This is a genomic window from Pseudomonas sp. HN2-3 (genome assembly GCF_020691745.1).
Lineage (GTDB): Bacteria > Pseudomonadota > Gammaproteobacteria > Pseudomonadales > Pseudomonadaceae > Aquipseudomonas > Aquipseudomonas capeferrum.
In genome coordinates, this window is the sequence record NZ_CP085704.1 from 274,607 (window position 1) to 294,327 (window position 19,721).

The following is a 19,721-nucleotide window of genomic DNA, read 5'->3' on the forward strand; positions in this document are numbered from 1 at the left end:
AGGCCTGTGGGACGGTCTCGTCTAATCGCTAGGGTCTATGCCTTGATAGACCGCGTCGATTGGTCGCGGCAGGGGCAGGTCGGGTAATCCTGGCCTAGACTCCTGGCTCCGAGGTTTTATCAACAAGGAGAACGCAATGAGCCTGTTCAGTTTCGTGAAGGAAGCCGGCGAGAAGTTGATCGACCTGCTGACCCCCGGTAATGCCAATGCCGAGGAGCAGTTGAAAAAGCACGTGGAAAGCGTCGGCCTGGGTAATCCGGACATCACCGCCACTGTAGAGGGCGACACGATCATCCTCAAAGGCGAGGTTGCCAGCCAGGAGGAGAAAGAGAAGATCATTCTGGCGGCGGGCAACATCAACGGTGTGGCCAGCGTTGATGATCAGATCACCGTAACAGGGCCGGTCGTTCAGGCTGCGCGTTTCGTTACCGTGAAAAAGGGTGACACGCTGTCAGCCATTGCCGTAGTCGTGTATGGCAATGCCAACCAGTACAACAAGATCTTCGAGGCCAACAAGCCGATGCTGTCGCACCCGGACAAGATCTATCCGGGGCAGGTGTTGCGCATTCCGGACTGATAGATCGTGCTGGCTCTTTCGCGGGGCAAGCCCGCCCCCACAGGTACCCTGCAATGCTCAAGGGTTTTGCTTACCTATGGGAGCGGGCTTGCCCCGCGAAGAGGCCCTCAAAGCCCCGACAACAAATCCCGGTAATCCTCTACCGCGGCAAACTCCTGAGTATCGCGCGGCGCTGCCTGGCTGTCCGGCTGCCTCACTGCCAGCAGGTGCCCGACCCCAAACTGCCGTGCGCTGCGCAAAATGGCCAGGGTGTCGTCGATAAACAGGCTGCGCGCCGGGTCGAAGCCGATATCCGCCTGCAACGCATCCCAGAACTGTGGGCTTTCCTTGGGGTAGCCATAGTCATGCGAACTGATCAGCCGCTCGAAGTACGGCGCCAGTTCTACCCGCTCCAACTTCAGTGACAACGAATCGCGGTGGGCATTGGTGATCATCACCACGCGCTTGCCCGCCTGGCGGATGGCGGCCAGGAAGGTGTCGGCATCCGGGCGCAGGGCGATCAGGTCGGCGATCTCGCGCTTGAGCTCACGGATCGGAAGCTTCAGCTCACGGCTCCAGAAGTCCAGGCAGTACCAGTTGAGCGTGCCAGCATTGCGCTCGAACAGCGGCTGCAGCTCCATTTCTGCCATGGCCCGGCTGACGCCATGCAGCTCGGCATAGCGCTGGGGCAGGTGCTCCAGCCAGAATCGGTTGTCGTAGTGCAGGTCGAGCAGCGTGCCGTCCATGTCCAGCAGGACGGTATCGATGGCAGACCAGGGAAGAACAGACATGGGAAACTCTCGTTCAGTCGGCTAGCCACGGTATAGTAACCCGTTCACGCCAAGGAGCTGCCCCATGCGCCAGAAACCCACCGTCCTCAACCGCGAAATCGTCGCCAGCAGCCGCCTGTTCCGCGTCGAGGCCGTGCAACTGCGCTTCAGTAATGGTGCCGAGCGCACCTATGAGCGCCTGGTCGGCCGGGGCAACGGTTACGGGGCGGTGATGATCGTGGCGATGCTCGACGCCGAACATGCTGTGCTGGTCGAGGAATACTGCGGCGGCACGGACGAATACGAGCTGTCGTTGCCCAAGGGCCTCATCGAACCGGGCGAGGACGTGCTGGCGGCGGCAGACCGGGAGCTCAAGGAAGAGGCCGGTTTTGGGGCGCGGCAACTGGAGCACCTGACCGAACTGTCGCTGTCGCCTGGCTACATGAGCCAGAAGATCCAGGTGGTGCTGGCGACCGACCTGTATGAAGAGCAGCTTGAAGGCGATGAGCCGGAGCCGATGCGGGTCGACAAGGTCAACCTGCGCGAGTTGTCGGCCCTGGCCATGCACCCGCAGTTCACCGAGGGCCGCGCCTTGGCGGCGCTTTACCTGGCGCGCGACCTGCTGAGCCAGCGGGGGCTGCTAGAGCTATGAACGACCTGCAGCTGATGCACGAAGTGGTCAAGCTGGCCCAGGTGGCGGGCCAGGCGATTCTGCCGTTCTGGCGCGCCGATGTGGCGGTCAGCAACAAGGCCGACGATTCACCGGTCACTGCGGCAGACCTGGCGGCGCACCGAGTCATTGCCGATGGCTTGCTGGCGCTGGCGCCGCACATCCCGGTGCTGTCCGAAGAAGACTGCGACATGTCGCTGGCCGAGCGCCAGGGCTGGAGCCGTTGGTGGCTGGTCGACCCGCTGGACGGTACCAAGGAATTCATTGCAGGCAGTGAAGAGTTCACGGTCAACATCGCGCTGATCGACAATGCTGAGGTGGTGTTTGGCGTGGTGTCGATGCCGACCAACGGGCGCTGTTACTTTGGCGGCCGCCAGTTGGGTGCCTGGCGTGCCGAGGCGGGTGAAGCGGCCGAGCCGATCCAGGTACGCAATGCACCGCCTGCCGATGGCCGTTTCACCGTGGTCGCCAGCCGTCGTCATTCCAGCCCGGAGCAAGAAGCGCTGCTGGCCGGGCTAGGGGCTGCGGTGGGGGACCTGGCGCTGGCCAATATCGGCAGCTCGCTGAAGTTCTGCCTGCTGGCCGAAGGCAGCGCCGATTGCTACCCGCGCCTGGCGCCGACTTCGCAGTGGGACACTGCTGCGGCGCAGGGGGTGGTCGAAGGTGCCGGTGGCGAGGTCATCGAGCTGGACGGCCAGCCGTTCCGCTATCCGCCGCGTGAGTCACTGCTGAACCCGTTTTTCCTGGCCTTGCCCAGCGCTGCCAGCTGGCGCCAGGCCTTGATCGACCTGTCGCGCCGCGCCTACAACAACTAGGGTGCGTGCAGGCAATCAGCGGTGCAGAACGTACTGCCCGCTGAACTGCACGGCCGGTTCGTCGCTGCCGGCATTGCTGACGGTAGTCTCCAGCGTCAGCCGCGCCCGCCCACGGCGCTGGTACATCGTCACGAAGCGCGCCCAGCTCTTTTCATCCGGCGCCGCACAGCGGGCCACTGCCGTACCGGTGACCGGCAACGGGTAACTGATCTGCCCCTCCTGGATGACGATATGCCCGTCATCGATGCCCAACTCGCGCAGGCGCAGGTGCAGCCACCCCCAGCCCACCAGTACCGCAGCGCAGTACAAGCTGCCGCCGAACATGGTGCTCTTGTGGTTGACGTTGGCCGCCAGCGGCAGTTGCAGGCGCAGGGTGTGCTGCTGCCAGTCGATGACCTCCAGGCCCATTTCCCGCGTGAGGGGGATGTCGCTGTGCAGTACGCCCTGCAGGTACTGGCTGTCGGTGCTCATGGACGGTTGTCCTCCTGGTCGTCGTGCCCGCCGCTGCCGCCGTCAAAACTGAGGCTGTGCTTGCGCAGCTTGTCATGCAAGGTCTTGCGTGGAATGCCCAGAGCCTCGGCCAGGCTGCGCATGGAGCTGTGGGGTTGGGCAAGCTCGGCGGCAATCAGCGAGCGCTCGAACTGCTCGACCTGTTCGCTGAGGTTGCCGGCCACGACCACCGGCGCCGGCGTTGCCGCAGCCGGTGCCTGGCCGTCGAGGGCAAGCTCAAGGCCCAGGGCAAAGCGTTCGGCAGCGTTCTGCAGCTCCCGCACATTGCCAGGCCAGGCGTGGCGCAGCAGCATGGCGCGCTGGGCGGGCTGCAGGGTGTGCGGCGTCAAGCCGTGGCGCTGGCTGGCGGCATCGGCGAAGTGCTGGAACAACACCAGGATGTCGTCACCGCGCTCACGCAGCGGGGGTATGCGCAGCGGCGCCACGTTCAGGCGGTAATACAGGTCGGCGCGGAAGCGCCCCTGGTCGGCGGACTGGCGCAGGTCTTCCTTGGTGGCCGCAATGATGCGGATATCCAGCGGGATCAGCTGGTTGCCGCCCAGGCGCTCGACCACCCGCTCCTGCAACATGCGCAGCAGTTTGACCTGTACATCCAGGCTCATGCTTTCGATTTCATCGAGAAACAGCGTGCCGCCATTGGCGAATTCGAACTTGCCGATGCGCCGCTTCTGCGCTCCGGTGAAGGCGCCAGGTTCGTGGCCGAACAACTCGCTCTCGACCACCGACTCGGCCAGTGCCCCGGCGTTGATCGCCACGAATGGCCCGTCACGGCGGCTGGACAGGTCGTGCAGGGCGCGGGCCACCACCTCTTTGCCGGCACCGGTCTCACCCAGTATCAGCACATCGGCGCGGGTACCTGCCAAGGCGCCGATCTGCTCGCGCAGGCGCAGCATCGACGGCGACTGGCCCACCAGGCGCGTGGCCAGTTGCTGGCGGTCGCTCAAGGCCAGGCGCAGGCTGCGGTTGTCCAGCACCAGCCGGCGCAGGGCCAGGGCGCGGCGCACGCTGTCGAGCAGGGCGTCGCTGGCAAACGGTTTTTCAAGGAAGTCATAGGCACCGGCGCGCATCGCCTGTACCGCCAACGGCACATCGCCGTGGCCGGTAATCAGCAGCACCGGCAGCTCGCTGTCGCGCCCGTGCAGTTGCTCCAGCAGTTGCAGGCCATCGATGCCAGGCATGCGGATGTCGCTGACCACCACACCGGGCCAGTCGGCTTCGATACGCTCGGCCAGGCCTTGGGCATCGGCCAGCGCCACCACCTTGAGCCCGGCAAGGTCCAAGGTCTGGCTCAGCGCTTGGCGCAGGTGGGGGTCGTCGTCGACCAGAATGACCTGGGCTTGGCTGTCGATCAGTGTCTCGGGGGTCATGCCGAGGGGTCCTCCGAATTGGGCAGGGTAGCGCCGGGTGCGGCCACGCGCAGTTGCAGGGTAAGCAAGGCGCCGCCTTCAGGGTGGTTGGCCAGTAGCAGTTCACCGCCCAGCGCGCGCATCAGGCTTTCGCAGATGGCCAGCCCCAGGCCCAGGCCCTGGGTGCGGGTCTTGGTGGTGAAGAACGGCTCCTTGGCATGCTCCAGCGCCTGGCGGCTGAAGCCAGGGCCGTTGTCGCGGATGAACAGGTAGACGTAGCCATCGCGCTGTTCGGCACTCAGCCACAGACGGCGCGGGTTGGCCTTTTCGGTCAGGGCGTCGAGGGCGTTGGCCAGCAAGTTGCCCAGTACCTGGCGCAGGCGGGTTTCGCCCGCCTGTACCCACAACGTGGCCTCTGGCAGGTCGCGGATCAGCTCGACGGCCATCGCGCGGCGGCGCTTGGCCAGCAAGGCCAGGGCATCGTCCAGTGCCGGCTGCAGGGCCACGCTCTCCGGGGCGTGGCGGTCGCGGCGGGCGAAGGCGCGCAGGTGGGCGATGATAGAGGCCATGCGCCCGGTCAGTTCACCGATCAGCTTGAGGTTGCCGCGGGCGTCGTCGGTGCGTTGATGGTCAAGCAAGATCTCGGCGTTCTCGGCGTAACTGCGAATGGCCGCCAGCGGCTGGTTGAGCTCGTGGCTGATACTCGCCGACATGGTGCCCAGCACCGACAGCTTGCCGGCCTGGACCAGTTCGTCCTGGGCCCGCACGGCTTCCTGCTGGGCATTTTCACGTTCCAGCACGGCACTTTTGAGGCGGGTATTGAGGCCTTCGAGGTCGGCGGTACGTTCGGCCACGCGCTTTTCCAGCTCTTGGCGGCCACGGGCCTCGAAGTCGATACGGTCGATGTAGTGGCGCCGCCGCTGCATCACCAGGCCGGCCAGCAGCATCATCACCAGCAGCGTGCCGGCGCCGATGGCCATCACCGTCTGCACCGAGCGGTCGACCAGCATGCGTGGCGCGAGGATGCTGACTTGCCAGCCGGTTTCCTTGATGTCGCGGGTCTGGGTGATCCACGCATCCTGGCTGAGCAGCAGCGGCTGCGGGGCCTGGGTCGGGTACGGCTGGATGGCGATGATCGCCTGGCGCTCGGCCTCGGTCAGCGCGCGGGTGGCACGGAAGCGCCAGTCGGGCCGTGAGGTCAGGATCACCACGCCGTTATGGTCGGTCAGCAACAGTTGCTCGGGGGTGCGGCCCCAGAGGGTTTCGGTGTGGTCCAGGTCGACCTTGACCACCAGCACGCCAACGATGCGCTCGCGGTCCCGCACCGCTGCGGCAAAGAAGTAGCCACGCTTGGCCGAGGTGGTGCCCTGGCCGAAGAAACGCCCCAGGTGGCCGGCCATGGCCTCGTTGAAGTAAGGGCGGAAGGCGAAGTTACGGCCGACGAAACTGTCGTGCTTGTCCCAGTTGGAGGCGGCCAGGGTGTTGCCGCTGACGTCCATCAGGTACATGACCTCGGCACCGGTCTGCTGGACGATGCCCTTGAGCAGGCGGTTGGCGTTGGTCACCGCTTCCAGGCGGAACGGGTCAGCCAGCACGCCGCGCAGGGCCGGCAGGTCGCCGAGGATCTGCGGCAGGGTTTCGTAGCGGTGCAGGGTGCCGAGCAGGTTGGCGACGTACAGGTCGAGGGTCTGGCGGTTCTGTGAGGCCAGTTCTTCCTGGTAGTAGCGCTCGGCCAGGTGATGCAGCGGCCACAGCAGCGGTGCGAGGCACAGGGCCAGCAGGGCCAGGCTGCGCCAGCGGGGACGGCGTGGGGGCGTGGGTTTTGCAATCATCACGTAAGTGCGCCAGAAAAGTCTGATGCAATTATGCGCTACTTGAGGCAGTCGATCAGCGCCTGCTGCCAGTGCGGCAGGCGGATGTGCCATTCGCGGGCCAGGCGTGAGCAGTCCAGGCGTGAGTTGAGCGGCCTGCGGGCCGGCGTGGGGTAGTCGCTGGACGGGATTGGCAGCAGTTCGGCGCAGGGCAGGCCTTGGGCCTTGAGTTGCTCGGCGATGGCCTGGGCGAAGCCGAACCAGGACGTCTCGCCTTGCGCGGTAAGGTGGTAGGTGCCCCAGGCGCCCGCTTGCCCGGCCTGCCAACGTTCGACCAATACACGGGTGCTGGCGGCAATGCTAGCGGCCCAGGTCGGTGCGCCGATCTGATCGTCGACAATGCGCAGTTGAGGCTTCTCTTGCAGCAGTCGCTGCAGGGTCAGCAGAAAGTTGCGCCCGTACAGCGAATAAACCCAGCTGGTACGCAGGATCAAGTGCTGGCCGGCCACTGCGGCAATCGCCTGCTCGCCTGCAAGTTTGCTTTGGCCGTAGACCCCCAGGGGGTTGGGGGCGTCTTGTTCGGTATAGGGCGTGGCCTTGCTGCCGTCGAAGACGTAGTCGGTGGAGTAGTGGATAAGCGGCGCGCCGAGCCGTGCCGCTTCTTCGGCAAGTACGCCAGGGCCGTGGGCATTGATCGCAAAGGCGCGCTCTGGCTCGTGCTCGGCCTGGTCGACCGCCGTGTAGGCACCCGCATTGATGATCAGGTCGGGGGCCAGCTGGCGCAGCGGGCCACGCAGGGCCTCGGGCTGGGCCAGGTCCAGTTGCTCGCGCCCGAGCACGTGAAGCTCGCCAAGGCCGACCAGCTGCGCCTGCAGCGCCTGGGCTACCTGGCCGTTACGGCCACATACGACAATCTTCATGGCAGCAGTTGCGCCTCACTCAGCGGTACGCCGACCTTGTCCTTTTCCGACAGCACCGGCGGCCCTTCGAGTTGCCAGTCGATGGCCAGCTGCGCGTCGTCCCAGCGGATGCAACGGTCGGCGCCTGGGTTGTAGTAGTCGGTGGTCTTGTAGAGGAACTCGGCCGTTTCGCTGACCACCGCAAAACCGTGGGCAAAGCCAGGCGGAATCCACAATTGGCGATGATTGTCGGCCGACAGGTGCACGGCAACCCACTGGCCGAAAGTTGGCGAGCTCTTGCGCACATCCACGGCAATATCGCGGATCTCACCCTGTACCACGCGCACCAGTTTGCCTTGGGTGTTTTCCACCTGATAGTGCAGGCCGCGCAACACGCCCTTGAGGGAGCGGGAGTGGTTGTCCTGGACGAAGTCCACGGCAACGCCGGTCTGCTTGGCAAACTCACGGGCGTTGAAGGCCTCGAAGAAGAAGCCTCGGCTGTCACCGTATACCGTCGGTTCGATGATCAGTACATCAGGGATCTCGGTGGGGATGATGTTCATGCAGACTCGTTAGCCAGTTTGCCCAGGTACTGACCGTAACCGGTCTTTTTGAGTTTTTCAGCCTTGGCCAGCAACTGGTCACGGGTGATCCAGCCCTTGTTGAAGGCGATTTCTTCCAGGCAGGCCACCTTCAGCCCCTGGCGATTCTCGATGGTCTGCACATATTGCGAGGCATCCAGCAGGCTCTCGTGAGTCCCGGTATCGAGCCAGGCAAAGCCGCGGCCAAAGCGCTCCACGCGCAGGTCGCCGCGCTTGAGGTAGGCATTGGTGACATCGGTGATTTCAAGTTCGCCCCGCTCGGAGGGGCGGATGCCCTTGGCAATTTCGATTACGTCGTTGTCGTAGAAGTACAGGCCCGTCACCGCATAGCTGGACTTGGGCTTGAGGGGCTTTTCTTCGATGGACAGGGCATTGCCTTGCTCGTCGAACTCGACCACGCCGAAGCGCTCCGGGTCCTTGACCCAATAGCCGAATACCGTGGCGCCACTCGGGTGGTTGACCGCGCGCTGCAACTGTTCGGTGAAGCTCTGGCCGTGGAAGATGTTGTCGCCAAGAATGAGGCACACCGAGTCATCGCCGATAAACTGCTCGCCGATCAGAAATGCCTGGGCCAGGCCATCGGGCGAGGGCTGCTCGGCATAGTTGATGTGGATGCCGAACTGGCTTCCGTCGCCGAACAGCTGGCGATACTGGGGCAGGTCCTGAGGTGTCGAGATCAGCAGGATTTCGCGGATATCGGCGAGCATCAGCACCGAAATCGGGTAGTAGATCATCGGTTTGTCGTAAATCGGCAGCAGTTGCTTGGAAACCCCAAGGGTGATGGGGTGCAGGCGTGTGCCGGATCCTCCGGCCAGGACGATGCCCTTGGTCATGCAATGAGCTCCTTGATGTCGGTATTGCCCAGGCGTTCACCCTGGTAGCTGCCATCCTGGACATGACGGCACCATTGCAGGTTGTCCAGGTACCACTGCACCGTCTTGCGCAGCCCGCTGGCGAAGGTTTCTTGCGGTACCCAGCCCAGTTCCCGTTCGATCTTGCTGGCATCGATGGCATAGCGCAGGTCGTGGCCGGGGCGGTCCTGGACGTAGCTGATCAGGTCTGCATAGCGGGCCACGCCTTGCGGGTGCTGCGGCGCCAGCTCTTCGAGCAGGGCGCAGATGGCGTGCACCACGTCGAGGTTCTTCTGCTCGTTGTGGCCGCCGATATTGTACGTTTCGCCGACCTGTCCGTGGCTCACTACTTCAAGCAACGCCCGGGCGTGGTCTTCGACGAACAGCCAGTCACGTACTTGCTGGCCATTGCCATACACCGGCAGTGGCTTGCCGGCCAAGGCATTGAGGATCATCAGCGGGATCAGCTTTTCGGGGAAATGGTAAGGGCCGTAGTTGTTCGAGCAGTTGGTGATCAGCACCGGCAGCCCGTAGGTGCGGTGCCAGGCGCGCACCAGGTGGTCCGAGGCGGCCTTGCTCGCCGAATAGGGTGAGCTGGGCGCATACGGCGTGGTCTCGTGAAACAGGTCGTTGGCGCCATGCAGGTCGCCATAGACTTCGTCGGTGGAGATATGGTGAAAACGGAACGCACGGCGCTGCTCGGCCGGCAGCTGGCTCCACCAGGCGCGGGTGGCTTCGAGCAGGGCGTAAGTGCCGACGATGTTGGTCTGGATGAACGCGGCCGGGCCGTCGATCGACCGGTCCACATGGGATTCGGCTGCCAGGTGCATGATCGCCCCAGGCTGAAAGCGTTCGAGCACGGCGCTGACGGTTGCCGAGTCGGCGATATCGGCCTGGACGAATTCGTATCGGGTGTTGTTGGCGATGCTCTGCAGCGATTCGAGGTTGCCGGCGTAGGTCAGCTTGTCGAGGTTGAGCACTTCGTGTTCGGTGTTGTCGATCAGGTGGCGGACCAGCGCCGAGCCAATGAAGCCGGCGCCGCCTGTGACGAGTATGCGCATCTCAAGTGGCCTCTGGAAAACCAAGTTCTATGGCATGCAGCCTAGCTCGTCGGCTAGGGTGGTGGCAGACAAATATCATGGGTTTGGCGGGAAGGCTTGGGGTTATTTCGATTGATATCGGTATAATTGGTTTAATGGTTTTCTTAGGCAGGTTTTTTTGCTTTTAATGCCGATATATATCGGTTATAAATTTGCGATAGCCGGGGGCGCTTTGCGCCCCATCGCGACGCAAGGCCGCTCCTACACACACACACTACCAACGCCCCAGTGCACATCGGCTCAGGGCCTACGCAGAGGTTAACCATGAAAACCCTCAACTCCACCCCCCGTGCCGACGGCTTCCATATGCCCGCTGAATGGGCGCCGCAGACCCAGGTCTGGATGGTCTGGCCGGAGCGTTCGGACAACTGGCGCCTGGGTGGCAAACCGGCGCAGGCTGCGCATGTGACGCTGGCCAAGGCCATCGCCCGCTTCGAGCCGGTGACCGTGGGGGTTTCCGCTGGCCAGTACGAAAACGCCCGTCGCCAACTCGACCTGCCGAACATCCGCGTGGTGGAAATCAGCAATGACGATGCCTGGGTGCGCGATACCGGCCCAACCTTCGTCATCAACGACCACGGCGAAGTGCGCGGTGTGGACTGGGGCTTCAATGCCTGGGGCGGTTTCGAGGGCGGCCTCTACGCGCCCTGGAACCGTGACGAGGAACTGGCCGCCAAGGTACTGGAAATGGAGCGCTGCCAGCGCTACCAGACCGAGGGCTTCGTGCTGGAAGGTGGCTCGATCCACGTGGACGGCGAAGGCACCGTGATCACCACCGAGGAATGCCTGCTCAACCGCAACCGCAACCCGCACCTGGGCCGCGAACAGATCGAGGCGGTGCTGCGCGAGCACCTGGCGGTCGACACCGTGGTCTGGCTGCCGGACGGCCTGTACAACGACGAAACCGACGGCCACGTCGACAACTTCTGCTGTTACGTGCGCCCAGGTGAAGTGTTACTGGCCTGGACCGATGATTCCAACGACCCCAACTACGCACGCTGCCACGCCGCGCTGGAGGTGCTGAAAAACACCCGCGATGCCAAAGGCCGTGAGTTCGTGGTGCACAAGATGCCGATTCCGGGCCCGCTGTATGCCACCGCCGAAGAATGTGACGGTGTCGACCAGGTGGCCGGTAGCCAGGAGCGCGACCCGTCGGTACGCCTGGCCGGCTCGTATGTGAACTTCCTGATCGTCAACGGCGGCATCATCGCGCCCAGCTTCGATGACCCTGCAGATGCCCAGGCCAGAGCGATCCTGGCCAAGATCTTCCCGGACCACGAAGTGGTGATGATCCCTGGCCGTGAGCTGCTGCTGGGCGGGGGCAATATCCATTGCCTGACCCAACAGCAACCCGCGCCGCTCAAGCGCTGAAGCCACGCTGAACGAAGAGGCCCGTCATCTGACGGGCTTTTTATTTCCAGGCGACGTCCGGCGCCGCGAATGGCATATGTTTTGTATTGTTTTTCAAAGAGATAGCTCGGCTTGGCCGGGCGCTTGGATCTGTAACAATACCTACGTAGATTAGCCGCTCACGGGCAAGGGAGTACGTGTGGAAATGAACGCAGCAAGTGAGTCGGCTTTGTGCCCATCGGCAGTGAATCATCAATCGCTCAAGGTTCTGGCGCAGTGGTTGAAGCACCATGGAAGCAAACAGGTCAGGACGACCGACCCACGACGTCTGCTTGCCGGGCGATACCCCCAAGGGCTGATCAGTGAAGCGGAGATGCAAGCGCTGATGGCGGTGTGGCACTGACCGTATCGGGCTAGCCTGCACCGGCCCTGACACCGGTGCAGGCAGTAAACATCAGAAGCGGTAAGTGCTCGTCACCACCAGGCTGCGCGGGTCACCCGGTTGAATCTGCGCGGCGCTGGTCGCCGAGCTGTAGTAGGTCTTGTCGGCAATGTTGTTCAACGCCGCGCGCACATCCCAATCGTGCGTGCGGTAGCCGGCGAGCGCATCCCAGCGGCCATACCCCGGCATTACCGTGGTGTTCTGGTTGTCGGCATAACGGTCACCCACCAGCGTCAGCCCCGTCTCGGCGTACCAGCCCAGCTCCGGCTTCCAGGTCACGAACAGGCTGGCGTTGCGCTTGGCCACGTCGTTGATGCGGTTGCCTTCCTGGTTGTTGTTGTCCTTGACGATGGTTGCATCCTGCAGGCCGATGCCCCCGCGCACGTACCAGTTGCCGACGATGTTGCCGGTAGCGGTCAGCTCGATGCCGCGCGAGCGTTGCAAGCCGGTGAGTACAATGATTTCCGGGTTGTTGGCGTCACGCGTGCGGCGGTTGTACAGCTCCAGTTCATACACCGCGAGGGTGGTGGTCAGGCGTTGGTCGAGCCAGTCGCTCTTGACCCCGATTTCCTTCTGCCGGGTCATCTCTGGCCCGGTGTCGTTGGTGTTGCCCGGCGCGCCCGGGGTGATGCCGATCAGGCCACCGCCCACGGGCGAGAAGGTCTTGCTCCACGACGCATAGAACGAGTGATCACGCCACGGCGTATACACCACACCCAGGCGCGGGCTGGTGGTGTTGCTGTCCTGCGGCTCGGAAATGCCCTTGATCTTGTTGGTGGTTTCCACCTCGAACTGGTCGAAGCGCACGCCCGCGAGGATTTGCCATTGATCGTTCAGTCGGACCTGGTCCTGAAGGTACAGGCCACGGCTTTCGACTACGGTGTGGTTGTTGCTCGACACCAGCAGCGGCCCATTGTGCTGCAGGTTACGGTTGGGTTTGCCCACGTCCAGGCTCGGCACCGTACCCGTCGGGGCGGTGTACAGGGTCGGGTCACGCCGTTGGCTGCCGAACTCCAGGCCCACCAGCAGTTTGTGCTCCAGCCCCAGGGTGTTGAAGTCGCCCTCGGCTTCCAGGTTGTTGAACAGGTTGCGGGTGTTCAGGTCTTGCTGCCAGCGCTGGCGGGTGACGGTGTTGTTGCTGGCGTTGTAGCCCGTGGCGTAGGTGTTGTCGAACTCGCTGTCGAGCTTGAACAGGCCAAGGGTGTGGCGCAGTTGCCAGGCTTCGTTTAGCTGGTAGTTCAACCGCGAGCGCAGCGACTGGGCGCGGTCGTCGATGTAGTCGCGCTGGGTATCGCCATAGGTGGTGCTGCGGCTTACGTCTGCCGGGCGGCCGTTGACGCCAGGGATGCCGCGGTCGGGCGTGCGGTTGTAGCGGCTGTATTCGTATTGCACCAGCCAGTTCAGGTCCGGCGTCAGTTGCCAGCTCATCGAGGGCGCGAACAGTTGGCGGCTGCCATCGATGCCATCGCGGAAGCTGTTGCTGTCCTCGTTGCCCAGGTTCAGGCGCAGGCTGATGGTGTCGCTGGGGTCGGCACTCAGGTCGGCGTACAGGCTGCGCAGGTCTTGGCTGCCGCCTTGCGCCTCGATGCTCGAACGGCGGCCGTGCTCGGGCGCCTTGCTGACGCGGTTGACGATGCCACCCTGGCTGCCACGGCCGTACAGCACTGCGGCCGGCCCTTTGAGCACTTCGACACGCTCGATGTTGTTGAGGTCGCGAATGTACTGGCTGTCATCGCGAACACCGTCCAGATAGAAGTCGTTGCTGGCATCGAAGCCGCGGATGCGCACGCTGTCGAAACGGGTGTCGGCGCCGCTGCTGACGTTGGGGATACCCTCGAGTGCCTTGCCCAAGGTGTTGCTGCCGTAATCCAGCACGTTGGCGGTTTTCACCGTGTCGATGGCCTGGGGTACATAGCGCACCGGCGTTGAGGTGCGCGTCGCGGTACTCACCTCCTTGACCCGCGGGTTGTCCTGTTCACGCTCGCTTTCGGCGGTGACCGACAGTTCCGGCAGGGTAGTGGTGGCGGCGTTGGCGAGGCTGGCGCTGAACAGCAGCGACAGGCCCAGCGACAGGGGGGAAAGGCGGCAGGGTACAAGCATGGACACATCCGGACCGGGGCAGGTGAAAAGAAGGTGCGAATGGTAATGCTTGCTATTTACTGTTGCTTGGGTATTTGTAAGGGGTTGTCTTTACATATGTATCACTTTGTAACTAGGTACTTTGTATAATCCCCCAGCCCAAGATTGCTCCCACAACGTCAGCTGACTTACCTGACAAGAGAAAAATTGCCCACCGATAGCGCGAACCGGCATGGAAATGCACCAGACCTGCCGGTTATTTTGGTTATATCAACCTGCATTTCACGATTTTTTGACATTTGTAATCGCACACCGCTAGGATTCGGCCAACGCCTGCTGGCCATGACATGGCCATGCTGCTGTTAAAGGCCACCGTGCGATTGCCGGCAAAGCCTTCCAGTTTGGATCCGCATAGCGTCGAGCCTACGAAGGGGCGTTGGTTCCTGGCGTCATATTGCAGAGCGTTTTTGATTAAGAAATAAGGAAAATAACATGTTGAAAACCAGGATCAGCCTGGTCGCCTTGGCGATGATCGCCGCGACCCAGGCACAGGCCAATGAGCAGGCCGACAGCAAGGGCTTCATCGAAGACAGCCACGCCAATGTGCTGCTGCGCAACGCCTACATCAACCGTGACAAGAAGCACGGTACCGATGACCAGATCGAATGGGGCCAAGGCGTCATCGCCAACTTCTCCTCCGGTTTCACCCAGGGCACCGTCGGTGTCGGCGTCGACGCATTCGGCCTGTATGCCGTGCGTCTGGACGGCGGCAAGGGCCACAACGGTGGTGGCGGCGTCGACTTCTTCAAACCGCACGAAACCACCAATGCCGAGGGCAACGCCAGCTCGCCGCATAACCTTGCCCGTGGCGGCGCTGCCGTGAAATTCCGCATCTCCAACACCGTGCTGAAGTACGGTGACCAGATGCCGGCACTGCCTGTGCTGCAGTACGACGATGCACGTCTGCTGCCAGAAAGCTTCACCGGCACCCTGCTGACCTCGAAAGAGATCGAGGGCCTGGAGCTGAACGCCGGTCGCTTCACCCAGGAAGCGCGCAAGAGCGCCGAGCGTCGTGACGGTGGTGGCCTGAAGTCGATCAACGTCTTCGGCGGTAGCTACAAGTTCACCGACAACTTCACCGCTTCGCTGTACACCGCAGACAACGAAGACGTGATGAAGAAGCACTACCTGGGCTTGAACTACGTCTTCCCGATCGCCAGCGACCAGTCGCTGACCCTGGACTTCAACGGCTACAAGTCGGACATCGACAAGCAGTACGTCCAGGCCGCTGGCCTGAACGGCGACTCCAACACCATCTGGAGCCTGGCTGCCACTTACGCGTACGGTGCCCACTCGTTCACCCTCGCGCATCAGCGCAGCACCGGCAGCACCGGCTACAACTACGGCTTCTACCAGAACGCCGGTGGCGTGGGTGACGGTGGTTCGACCATCTACCTGGCCAACTCGTACTGGTCCGACTTCAACGCCGAAGACGAGCGCTCCTGGCAGCTGGGCTACGGCCTGGACTTCGGCGCCTATGGCGTTCCGGGCCTGACCTACAAGCTGGCCTACGTGGTGGGTGACAACATCAACACCCGCAACGTCGCCAACCCGCAAGGTTTCGGTGAAGGTAAAGAGCGCGAGATCTTCAACCAGATCCGTTACGTGGTTCAGGACGGCCCGGCCAAGGACCTGTCGATCAAGCTGCGTAGCTCGTTCGTGCGTACCAACAATGCGGTACAGCAGAACGGCTACAACGACGACGGCAACGAAGTCCGCGTATTCGTCGAGTACCCGATCAGCATCTTCTGATCTGATCCCGCTGGGGCTGCTTTGCAGCCCTATCGCGGCGCAAGGCCGCTCCCACACTGGCTGGCTCTAAACCTTCAAGGCCGGCGCAACCCCTGTGGGAGCGGCCTTGTGCCGCGAAAGGGGCGCAAAGCGCCCCCAGCCTTCAAGCCGGCTCCGCCTGTCTACGTCGTACCCCTGCTGCTTTTTCAACTTCCCCCGTCTCCGGTGCAAAGCTGTCGCTACGCGCCATCCGCCACATCCGCGCATAAAACTCGCTTTCAATCGAGCCACTGAGCAATTCGCCAGGCTTGAGAAACGTATGCAAATCCGAGAACAAGCCGATTTCACTGGCGCTGACACGCCGTGCCAGGTGCTTGGGCTTGAGTTCGCTTGGGTGCTCCAGCCCTGCGGCCGCCAGCATCTCGGCCAAGGTGTGCAGCGTGTTGCGATGAAAGCTGGCCACGCGTTGGGCCTTGTCCGGTACCACCAATGCGCGCTGGCGTAACGGGTCTTGCGTGGCAACCCCGGTCGGGCACTTGTTGGTGTGGCAGCTTTGCGACTGGATGCAGCCGATGGCGAACATGAAGCCGCGCGCCGAATTCACCCAGTCGGCACCAATGGCCAGCACGCTGGCGATATCGAAGGCGCTGACGATCTTGCCCGCTGCGCCAATACGGATGCTCGAACGCAGGTTCAGGCCGACCAAGGTGTTGTGCACGAACATCAGCCCTTCGCGCATGGGCACGCCCATGTTGTCGCTGAACTCGCGTGGTGCCGCGCCGGTGCCGCCTTCCTTGCCGTCGACGACGATGAAGTCGGGGGTGATGCCGGTGGCCAGCATGGCTTTGGCAATGCCCATGAACTCCCACGGGTGCCCCAGGCAGAACTTGAAGCCCACTGGCTTGCCGCCCGACAGTTCGCGCAGGCTGGCAACGAACTTGAGCAATTCGACCGGCGTGCGGAAGGCGCTGTGCGCAGCCGGGGAAATGCAGTCCTGGCCTTCGCGCACGCCCCGGGTCGCGGCGATTTCCGGGCTCACCTTGTGCCCTGGCAGGATGCCGCCGTGGCCGGGTTTGGCGCCCTGGCTGAGCTTGATCTCGATCATCTTCACTTGCGCCGAGCGGGCTTGCTCGGCGAAGCGTTGCGGGTCGAAACGGCCCTCTTCGGTACGGCAGCCAAAGTAACCGCTGCCGATCTCCCAGATCAGGTCGCCACCATGTTCGCGGTGGTAAGGGCTGATGCTGCCTTCACCGGTGTCATGGGCAAAGCGGCCCAGGCGTGCGCCCTGGTTGAGGGCAGCGATGGCGTTGGCGCTGAGGGCGCCGAAGCTCATGGCCGAGATGTTGAAAATCGAGGCCGAGTAGGGCAGCCGGCATTGCCGCCCGCCGATGGCGATGCGGAACGAAGCAGGGTCGGGGGTGGCCACCGGCAGCATCGAATGGCTGATGAATTCGAAGCCCGGCTTGTAGGCATCGTTGAGTGTGCCAAAGGCTTTTTCGGCGCTTTCATTCTTGGCCCGGGCGTACACCAGCGAGCGCTGGGAGCGGGAGAACGGCAGCTTGTCGTCGTCGCCTTCGATCAGGTATTGGCGGATTTCCGGGCGGATGGTTTCGATCAGGTAGCGGATGTTGCCCAGGATCGGGTAGTTGCGCCGCACCGCATGGTGGCTCTGGCGCAGGTCATTGAGGCCGACCAGGCTGAGCAGGGCGGTGAGCACGGTGAACGGCCAGAGCCAGGCCTGTTGGGGCAGTAGCGGCAGGCTGGCGAAGGTGAACAGCAGGCAGGTGACGAGGCAGGCGTAGCGGCTGGGCAGTGAATGTTTCATGGGTCCATCGCAGGCAGGATGACCGGGCCTAGGATAGGCAAAGGCAGGCTGCGGAAAACCTGGTGAATCGGTAAAAGACTGTTACCTGATCGCAGGTTTGCCCTGCGCGACCCTTTCGCGACGCAAGGCCGTGATGGCAGGTTATTCGGGCAACTGCACACTGGCCCGCAAGCCGCCGCCGTCGCGGTTGTACAGCAGCAACTCGCCGCCATGACTGGCCGCGATGCGCTGGGCGATGCTCAACCCCAAGCCATACCCGCCAGACGCCTGATTGCGCGACCCTTCCCCCCGCACGAACGGGTCGGTAACCGTCGCCATCAAGCCGGGTGCAATCCCCGGCCCGCAGTCATCGATGTGGATAAAAACCCCCGTGGCCGCGCGCTCTAGCGTGACCGAAACGTCTTTGCCATAGCGCAAGGCATTGACCAGCAGGTTCTGCAGGCACCGCTGCAGCAGCAGGGCATCGACCCGCACGGTGCCAGCCTGGCCCTCAACGGGAAGCGGCTCACTGGCGGTGGCCAAGTCTGCGCACTGGCGCGCCACCAGCTGGTCCAGGTCCACCTGTTGCAGGTTCTGCTGCTCGCCGGCGCGCAGGTAGTCGAGTACCTGGCCGATCATGTCGTCCATCTGCGTGATGTTCTGCCGCAGCCGTTCGCGCTGCTCATCGTCTGGCAGGCGCTCCAGGCGCAGGCGCATGCGGGTCAACGGGGTACGCAAATCGTGGGAAACGGCGGCGAGGAAGTAGGCCTTGTCGTTGACCATCGCAATCAACCGTTGCTGCATCGCATTGAAAGCCTGCGCCGCCTGGCGCACTTCCTGCGGCCCATCCAGCGCCAAGGGCGGCTGCTCCAGGTTGCTGCCCAGCCCTCGCGCTGCGTCCGCCAGGCGCTGCAGCGGGCGCAGGCACAGGCGCACCGCCAGCAGGCACACCAGCAGCACGGCGACGATACGCAGGGCATATACCCGCAGCAGGTAGTCGCTGATCAACGCCCAGGCAGACTCGCCACTCCAGCCCTGCAGCTCCTGGCCATCGATGGTCAGCCAATGCCCATCGGCCAGCGGCACGGCAAACTGAATATGCGCCTGGGCCGTACGCAAGCCGAACAGGCTGCGCCAGACAATCGGCTGGCCCAGTTCGTCAGTCAGTTGCACCTTCATCAGGCGCACGTCTACAGCATGGCCAAGTTCGTACTTGAGGGCCTGGTGCAGCAGCAATTCGATGCGTTTGCGCCCCCTGCGTTCGTCCCCTTCTTGCGCGGGCAAGGCTTCGGCACAGCGCAGCTGATAATGGGCTGGCGCCTGCACTGCGCCGGCATGGCAGTCGGCCTTGGCAATCAGGGGCGCGCTGCGGGCGGCGATCAGCCGCACCGGGGCTTCGAGCACCTGCGCGAAACGCACATCGAACCAGATGCTGCTCGACATCAGTTGGATTACCAGCGTGCCGCTGACCATGATCAGCAGCAGTTGGCCAAACAGCGTGCGCGGCCACAGCCGGCGGAGCCAGCGCACCTCAGGCATCCGCCTCGCTGCGGGCGAGGCTCAGCAGGTAGCCTTCGTTGCGGATGGTGAGGATCTGCGCGACGGCGCCCGGCGCGCGGCGCAGTTGCTGGCGCAGGCGGCTGACGCACATGTCTACCGAGCGGTCATCGGGCAGGTGGTCACGGCCGAACGCACTGCGGGTCAGATGATCGCGCGACACCACACGGTTGTTGGCTTCAAGCAGCTCACGCAGCACGCGGTAATCGGAGCGGGGCAGGGGCAGTGTCTCGCCGTCCGGGCGGGTGAGCAGGCGCTTCACGTGGTCGAGGCGAAAACCGGCAAATTGCTGCGCTTCGACAGCCGGTTTTGCCACCGGTGTATCGAGGCGCTGGGGGCGACGCAGCACGGCCTTGATCCGGGCAATCAGCTCGCGTGGCTCGAAGGGCTTGGCCAGGTAGTCGTCCGCGCCCACTTCAAGGCCAATGATGCGGTCCAGCGTGCTGCCTTTGGCAGACAACATGATCACCGCCAGGCCAGGGGTGGCTTGCAGCTGGCGGCACAGGCTCAAGCCATCCTCGCCGGGCAGCATCAGGTCCAGCACCACCAGCTCCACTTTGTGCGCAGCCAGTTGCTCACGCATCTGCTCGCCATCAGCGGCGGCCAGTACGGTGTAACCGGCATCTGTCAGGTAATCACAGAGAAGTTCGCGGATTTCGTCGTCATCGTCGACAACCAGCAGCGTTGTACTCATTGCTAAAAACACCTGTTCGGTGAGGGCCGGAGGCGCTCGTTACGTTCAATTACATCCCCGTACAAGCCGGGGCT

General features: G+C 63.4%; 18 protein-coding genes. 6 read left to right on the forward strand and 12 right to left on the reverse strand.

Annotated elements, in window-relative coordinates:
- The first annotated feature begins 136 nt into the window (after window positions 1-136).
- Window positions 137-577, forward strand: a complete 441-nt coding sequence (gene lysM, locus LJX93_RS01180) for a peptidoglycan-binding protein LysM (RefSeq protein ID WP_047582915.1) — start codon at window positions 137-139, stop codon at window positions 575-577.
- A 107-nt stretch (window positions 578-684) separates the two neighbouring features.
- On the opposite strand, the gene yrfG is transcribed toward lysM, so the two are convergent.
- Complete coding sequence (gene yrfG / locus LJX93_RS01185; protein WP_033703223.1) at window positions 685-1,347, reverse strand: GMP/IMP nucleotidase; 663 nt, start codon at window positions 1,345-1,347, stop codon at window positions 685-687.
- A 64-nt stretch (window positions 1,348-1,411) separates the two neighbouring features.
- Here yrfG and nudE point away from each other — a divergent pair, with 64 nt between their 5' ends.
- The gene (gene nudE, locus LJX93_RS01190) at window positions 1,412-1,978 is read left to right on the forward strand and encodes an ADP compounds hydrolase NudE (protein WP_033703221.1); all 567 of its coding nucleotides are present in this window, start codon (window positions 1,412-1,414) and stop codon (window positions 1,976-1,978) included.
- Window positions 1,975-2,811 (forward strand): 3'(2'),5'-bisphosphate nucleotidase CysQ, encoded by an 837-nt coding sequence (gene cysQ / locus LJX93_RS01195; protein ID WP_227696666.1) that lies wholly within the window; start codon window positions 1,975-1,977, stop codon window positions 2,809-2,811. Before nudE ends, cysQ begins: the two co-directional genes overlap by 4 nt.
- Before the next feature lie 15 nt (window positions 2,812-2,826).
- Here cysQ and LJX93_RS01200 read toward each other — a convergent pair whose 3' ends face one another.
- From LJX93_RS01200 to rfbB, 7 genes are read right to left on the reverse strand one after another with little or no spacing between them, the layout of a single operon-like run.
- A complete protein-coding gene (locus tag LJX93_RS01200) occupies window positions 2,827-3,282 on the reverse strand; it encodes a YiiD C-terminal domain-containing protein (protein ID WP_033703219.1) in 456 nt (151 codons plus the stop codon).
- Window positions 3,279-4,688, reverse strand: a complete 1,410-nt coding sequence (locus LJX93_RS01205; RefSeq protein WP_156311032.1) for a sigma-54-dependent transcriptional regulator — start codon at window positions 4,686-4,688, stop codon at window positions 3,279-3,281. Before LJX93_RS01205 ends, LJX93_RS01200 begins: the two co-directional genes overlap by 4 nt.
- Window positions 4,685-6,499 carry a sensor histidine kinase gene (locus tag LJX93_RS01210; RefSeq protein WP_033703216.1) on the reverse strand — a complete coding sequence of 605 codons (1,815 nt, stop codon included), beginning with the start codon at window positions 6,497-6,499 and terminating at the stop codon, window positions 4,685-4,687. The genes LJX93_RS01205 and LJX93_RS01210 overlap by 4 nt, the downstream gene beginning before the upstream one ends.
- 38 nt (window positions 6,500-6,537) lie before the next feature.
- Window positions 6,538-7,398: a dTDP-4-dehydrorhamnose reductase gene (gene rfbD, locus LJX93_RS01215; protein ID WP_047582920.1), complete on the reverse strand. Its 861-nt coding sequence runs from the start codon at window positions 7,396-7,398 to the stop codon at window positions 6,538-6,540.
- Window positions 7,395-7,940 (reverse strand): dTDP-4-dehydrorhamnose 3,5-epimerase, encoded by a 546-nt coding sequence (rfbC, locus tag LJX93_RS01220; RefSeq protein ID WP_033703214.1) that lies wholly within the window; start codon window positions 7,938-7,940, stop codon window positions 7,395-7,397. Before rfbC ends, rfbD begins: the two co-directional genes overlap by 4 nt.
- Window positions 7,937-8,812 carry a glucose-1-phosphate thymidylyltransferase RfbA gene (gene rfbA, locus LJX93_RS01225; RefSeq protein WP_033703213.1) on the reverse strand — a complete coding sequence of 292 codons (876 nt, stop codon included), beginning with the start codon at window positions 8,810-8,812 and terminating at the stop codon, window positions 7,937-7,939. The genes rfbC and rfbA overlap by 4 nt, the downstream gene beginning before the upstream one ends.
- A complete protein-coding gene (rfbB, locus tag LJX93_RS01230; RefSeq protein ID WP_033703212.1) occupies window positions 8,809-9,891 on the reverse strand; it encodes a dTDP-glucose 4,6-dehydratase in 1,083 nt (360 codons plus the stop codon). Before rfbB ends, rfbA begins: the two co-directional genes overlap by 4 nt.
- 303 nt (window positions 9,892-10,194) lie before the next feature.
- On the opposite strand from rfbB, the gene aguA reads away from it, so the two are divergent.
- Together aguA and LJX93_RS01240 are read left to right on the forward strand one after the other, a co-directional pair.
- Window positions 10,195-11,301, forward strand: a complete 1,107-nt coding sequence (aguA, locus tag LJX93_RS01235) for an agmatine deiminase (protein WP_033703211.1) — start codon at window positions 10,195-10,197, stop codon at window positions 11,299-11,301.
- Between the two features lie 184 nt (window positions 11,302-11,485).
- The gene (locus LJX93_RS01240) at window positions 11,486-11,683 is read left to right on the forward strand and encodes a hypothetical protein (protein WP_077068774.1); all 198 of its coding nucleotides are present in this window, start codon (window positions 11,486-11,488) and stop codon (window positions 11,681-11,683) included.
- A 51-nt stretch (window positions 11,684-11,734) separates the two neighbouring features.
- Here the strand turns inward: LJX93_RS01240 and LJX93_RS01245 are convergent, their stop codons facing one another.
- Window positions 11,735-13,822 (reverse strand): TonB-dependent receptor, encoded by a 2,088-nt coding sequence (locus LJX93_RS01245; protein WP_227696667.1) that lies wholly within the window; start codon window positions 13,820-13,822, stop codon window positions 11,735-11,737.
- Window positions 13,823-14,293: 471 nt separating this feature from the next.
- Here LJX93_RS01245 and LJX93_RS01250 point away from each other — a divergent pair, with 471 nt between their 5' ends.
- On the forward strand, window positions 14,294-15,613 hold the full coding sequence (locus LJX93_RS01250; RefSeq protein ID WP_033703209.1) for an OprD family porin: 1,320 nt from the start codon (window positions 14,294-14,296) through the stop codon (window positions 15,611-15,613).
- A 142-nt stretch (window positions 15,614-15,755) separates the two neighbouring features.
- Here LJX93_RS01250 and LJX93_RS01255 read toward each other — a convergent pair whose 3' ends face one another.
- The 3 genes from LJX93_RS01255 to LJX93_RS01265 form a co-directional block, all read right to left on the reverse strand.
- Window positions 15,756-17,417, reverse strand: a complete 1,662-nt coding sequence (locus tag LJX93_RS01255) for an FMN-binding glutamate synthase family protein (protein WP_095064985.1) — start codon at window positions 17,415-17,417, stop codon at window positions 15,756-15,758.
- Window positions 17,418-17,558: 141 nt separating this feature from the next.
- Complete coding sequence (locus LJX93_RS01260) at window positions 17,559-18,935, reverse strand: ATP-binding protein (RefSeq protein WP_156311038.1); 1,377 nt, start codon at window positions 18,933-18,935, stop codon at window positions 17,559-17,561.
- Complete coding sequence (locus tag LJX93_RS01265) at window positions 18,928-19,647, reverse strand: response regulator (RefSeq protein WP_033703206.1); 720 nt, start codon at window positions 19,645-19,647, stop codon at window positions 18,928-18,930. Before LJX93_RS01265 ends, LJX93_RS01260 begins: the two co-directional genes overlap by 8 nt.
- Window positions 19,648-19,721 lie beyond the last annotated feature (74 nt).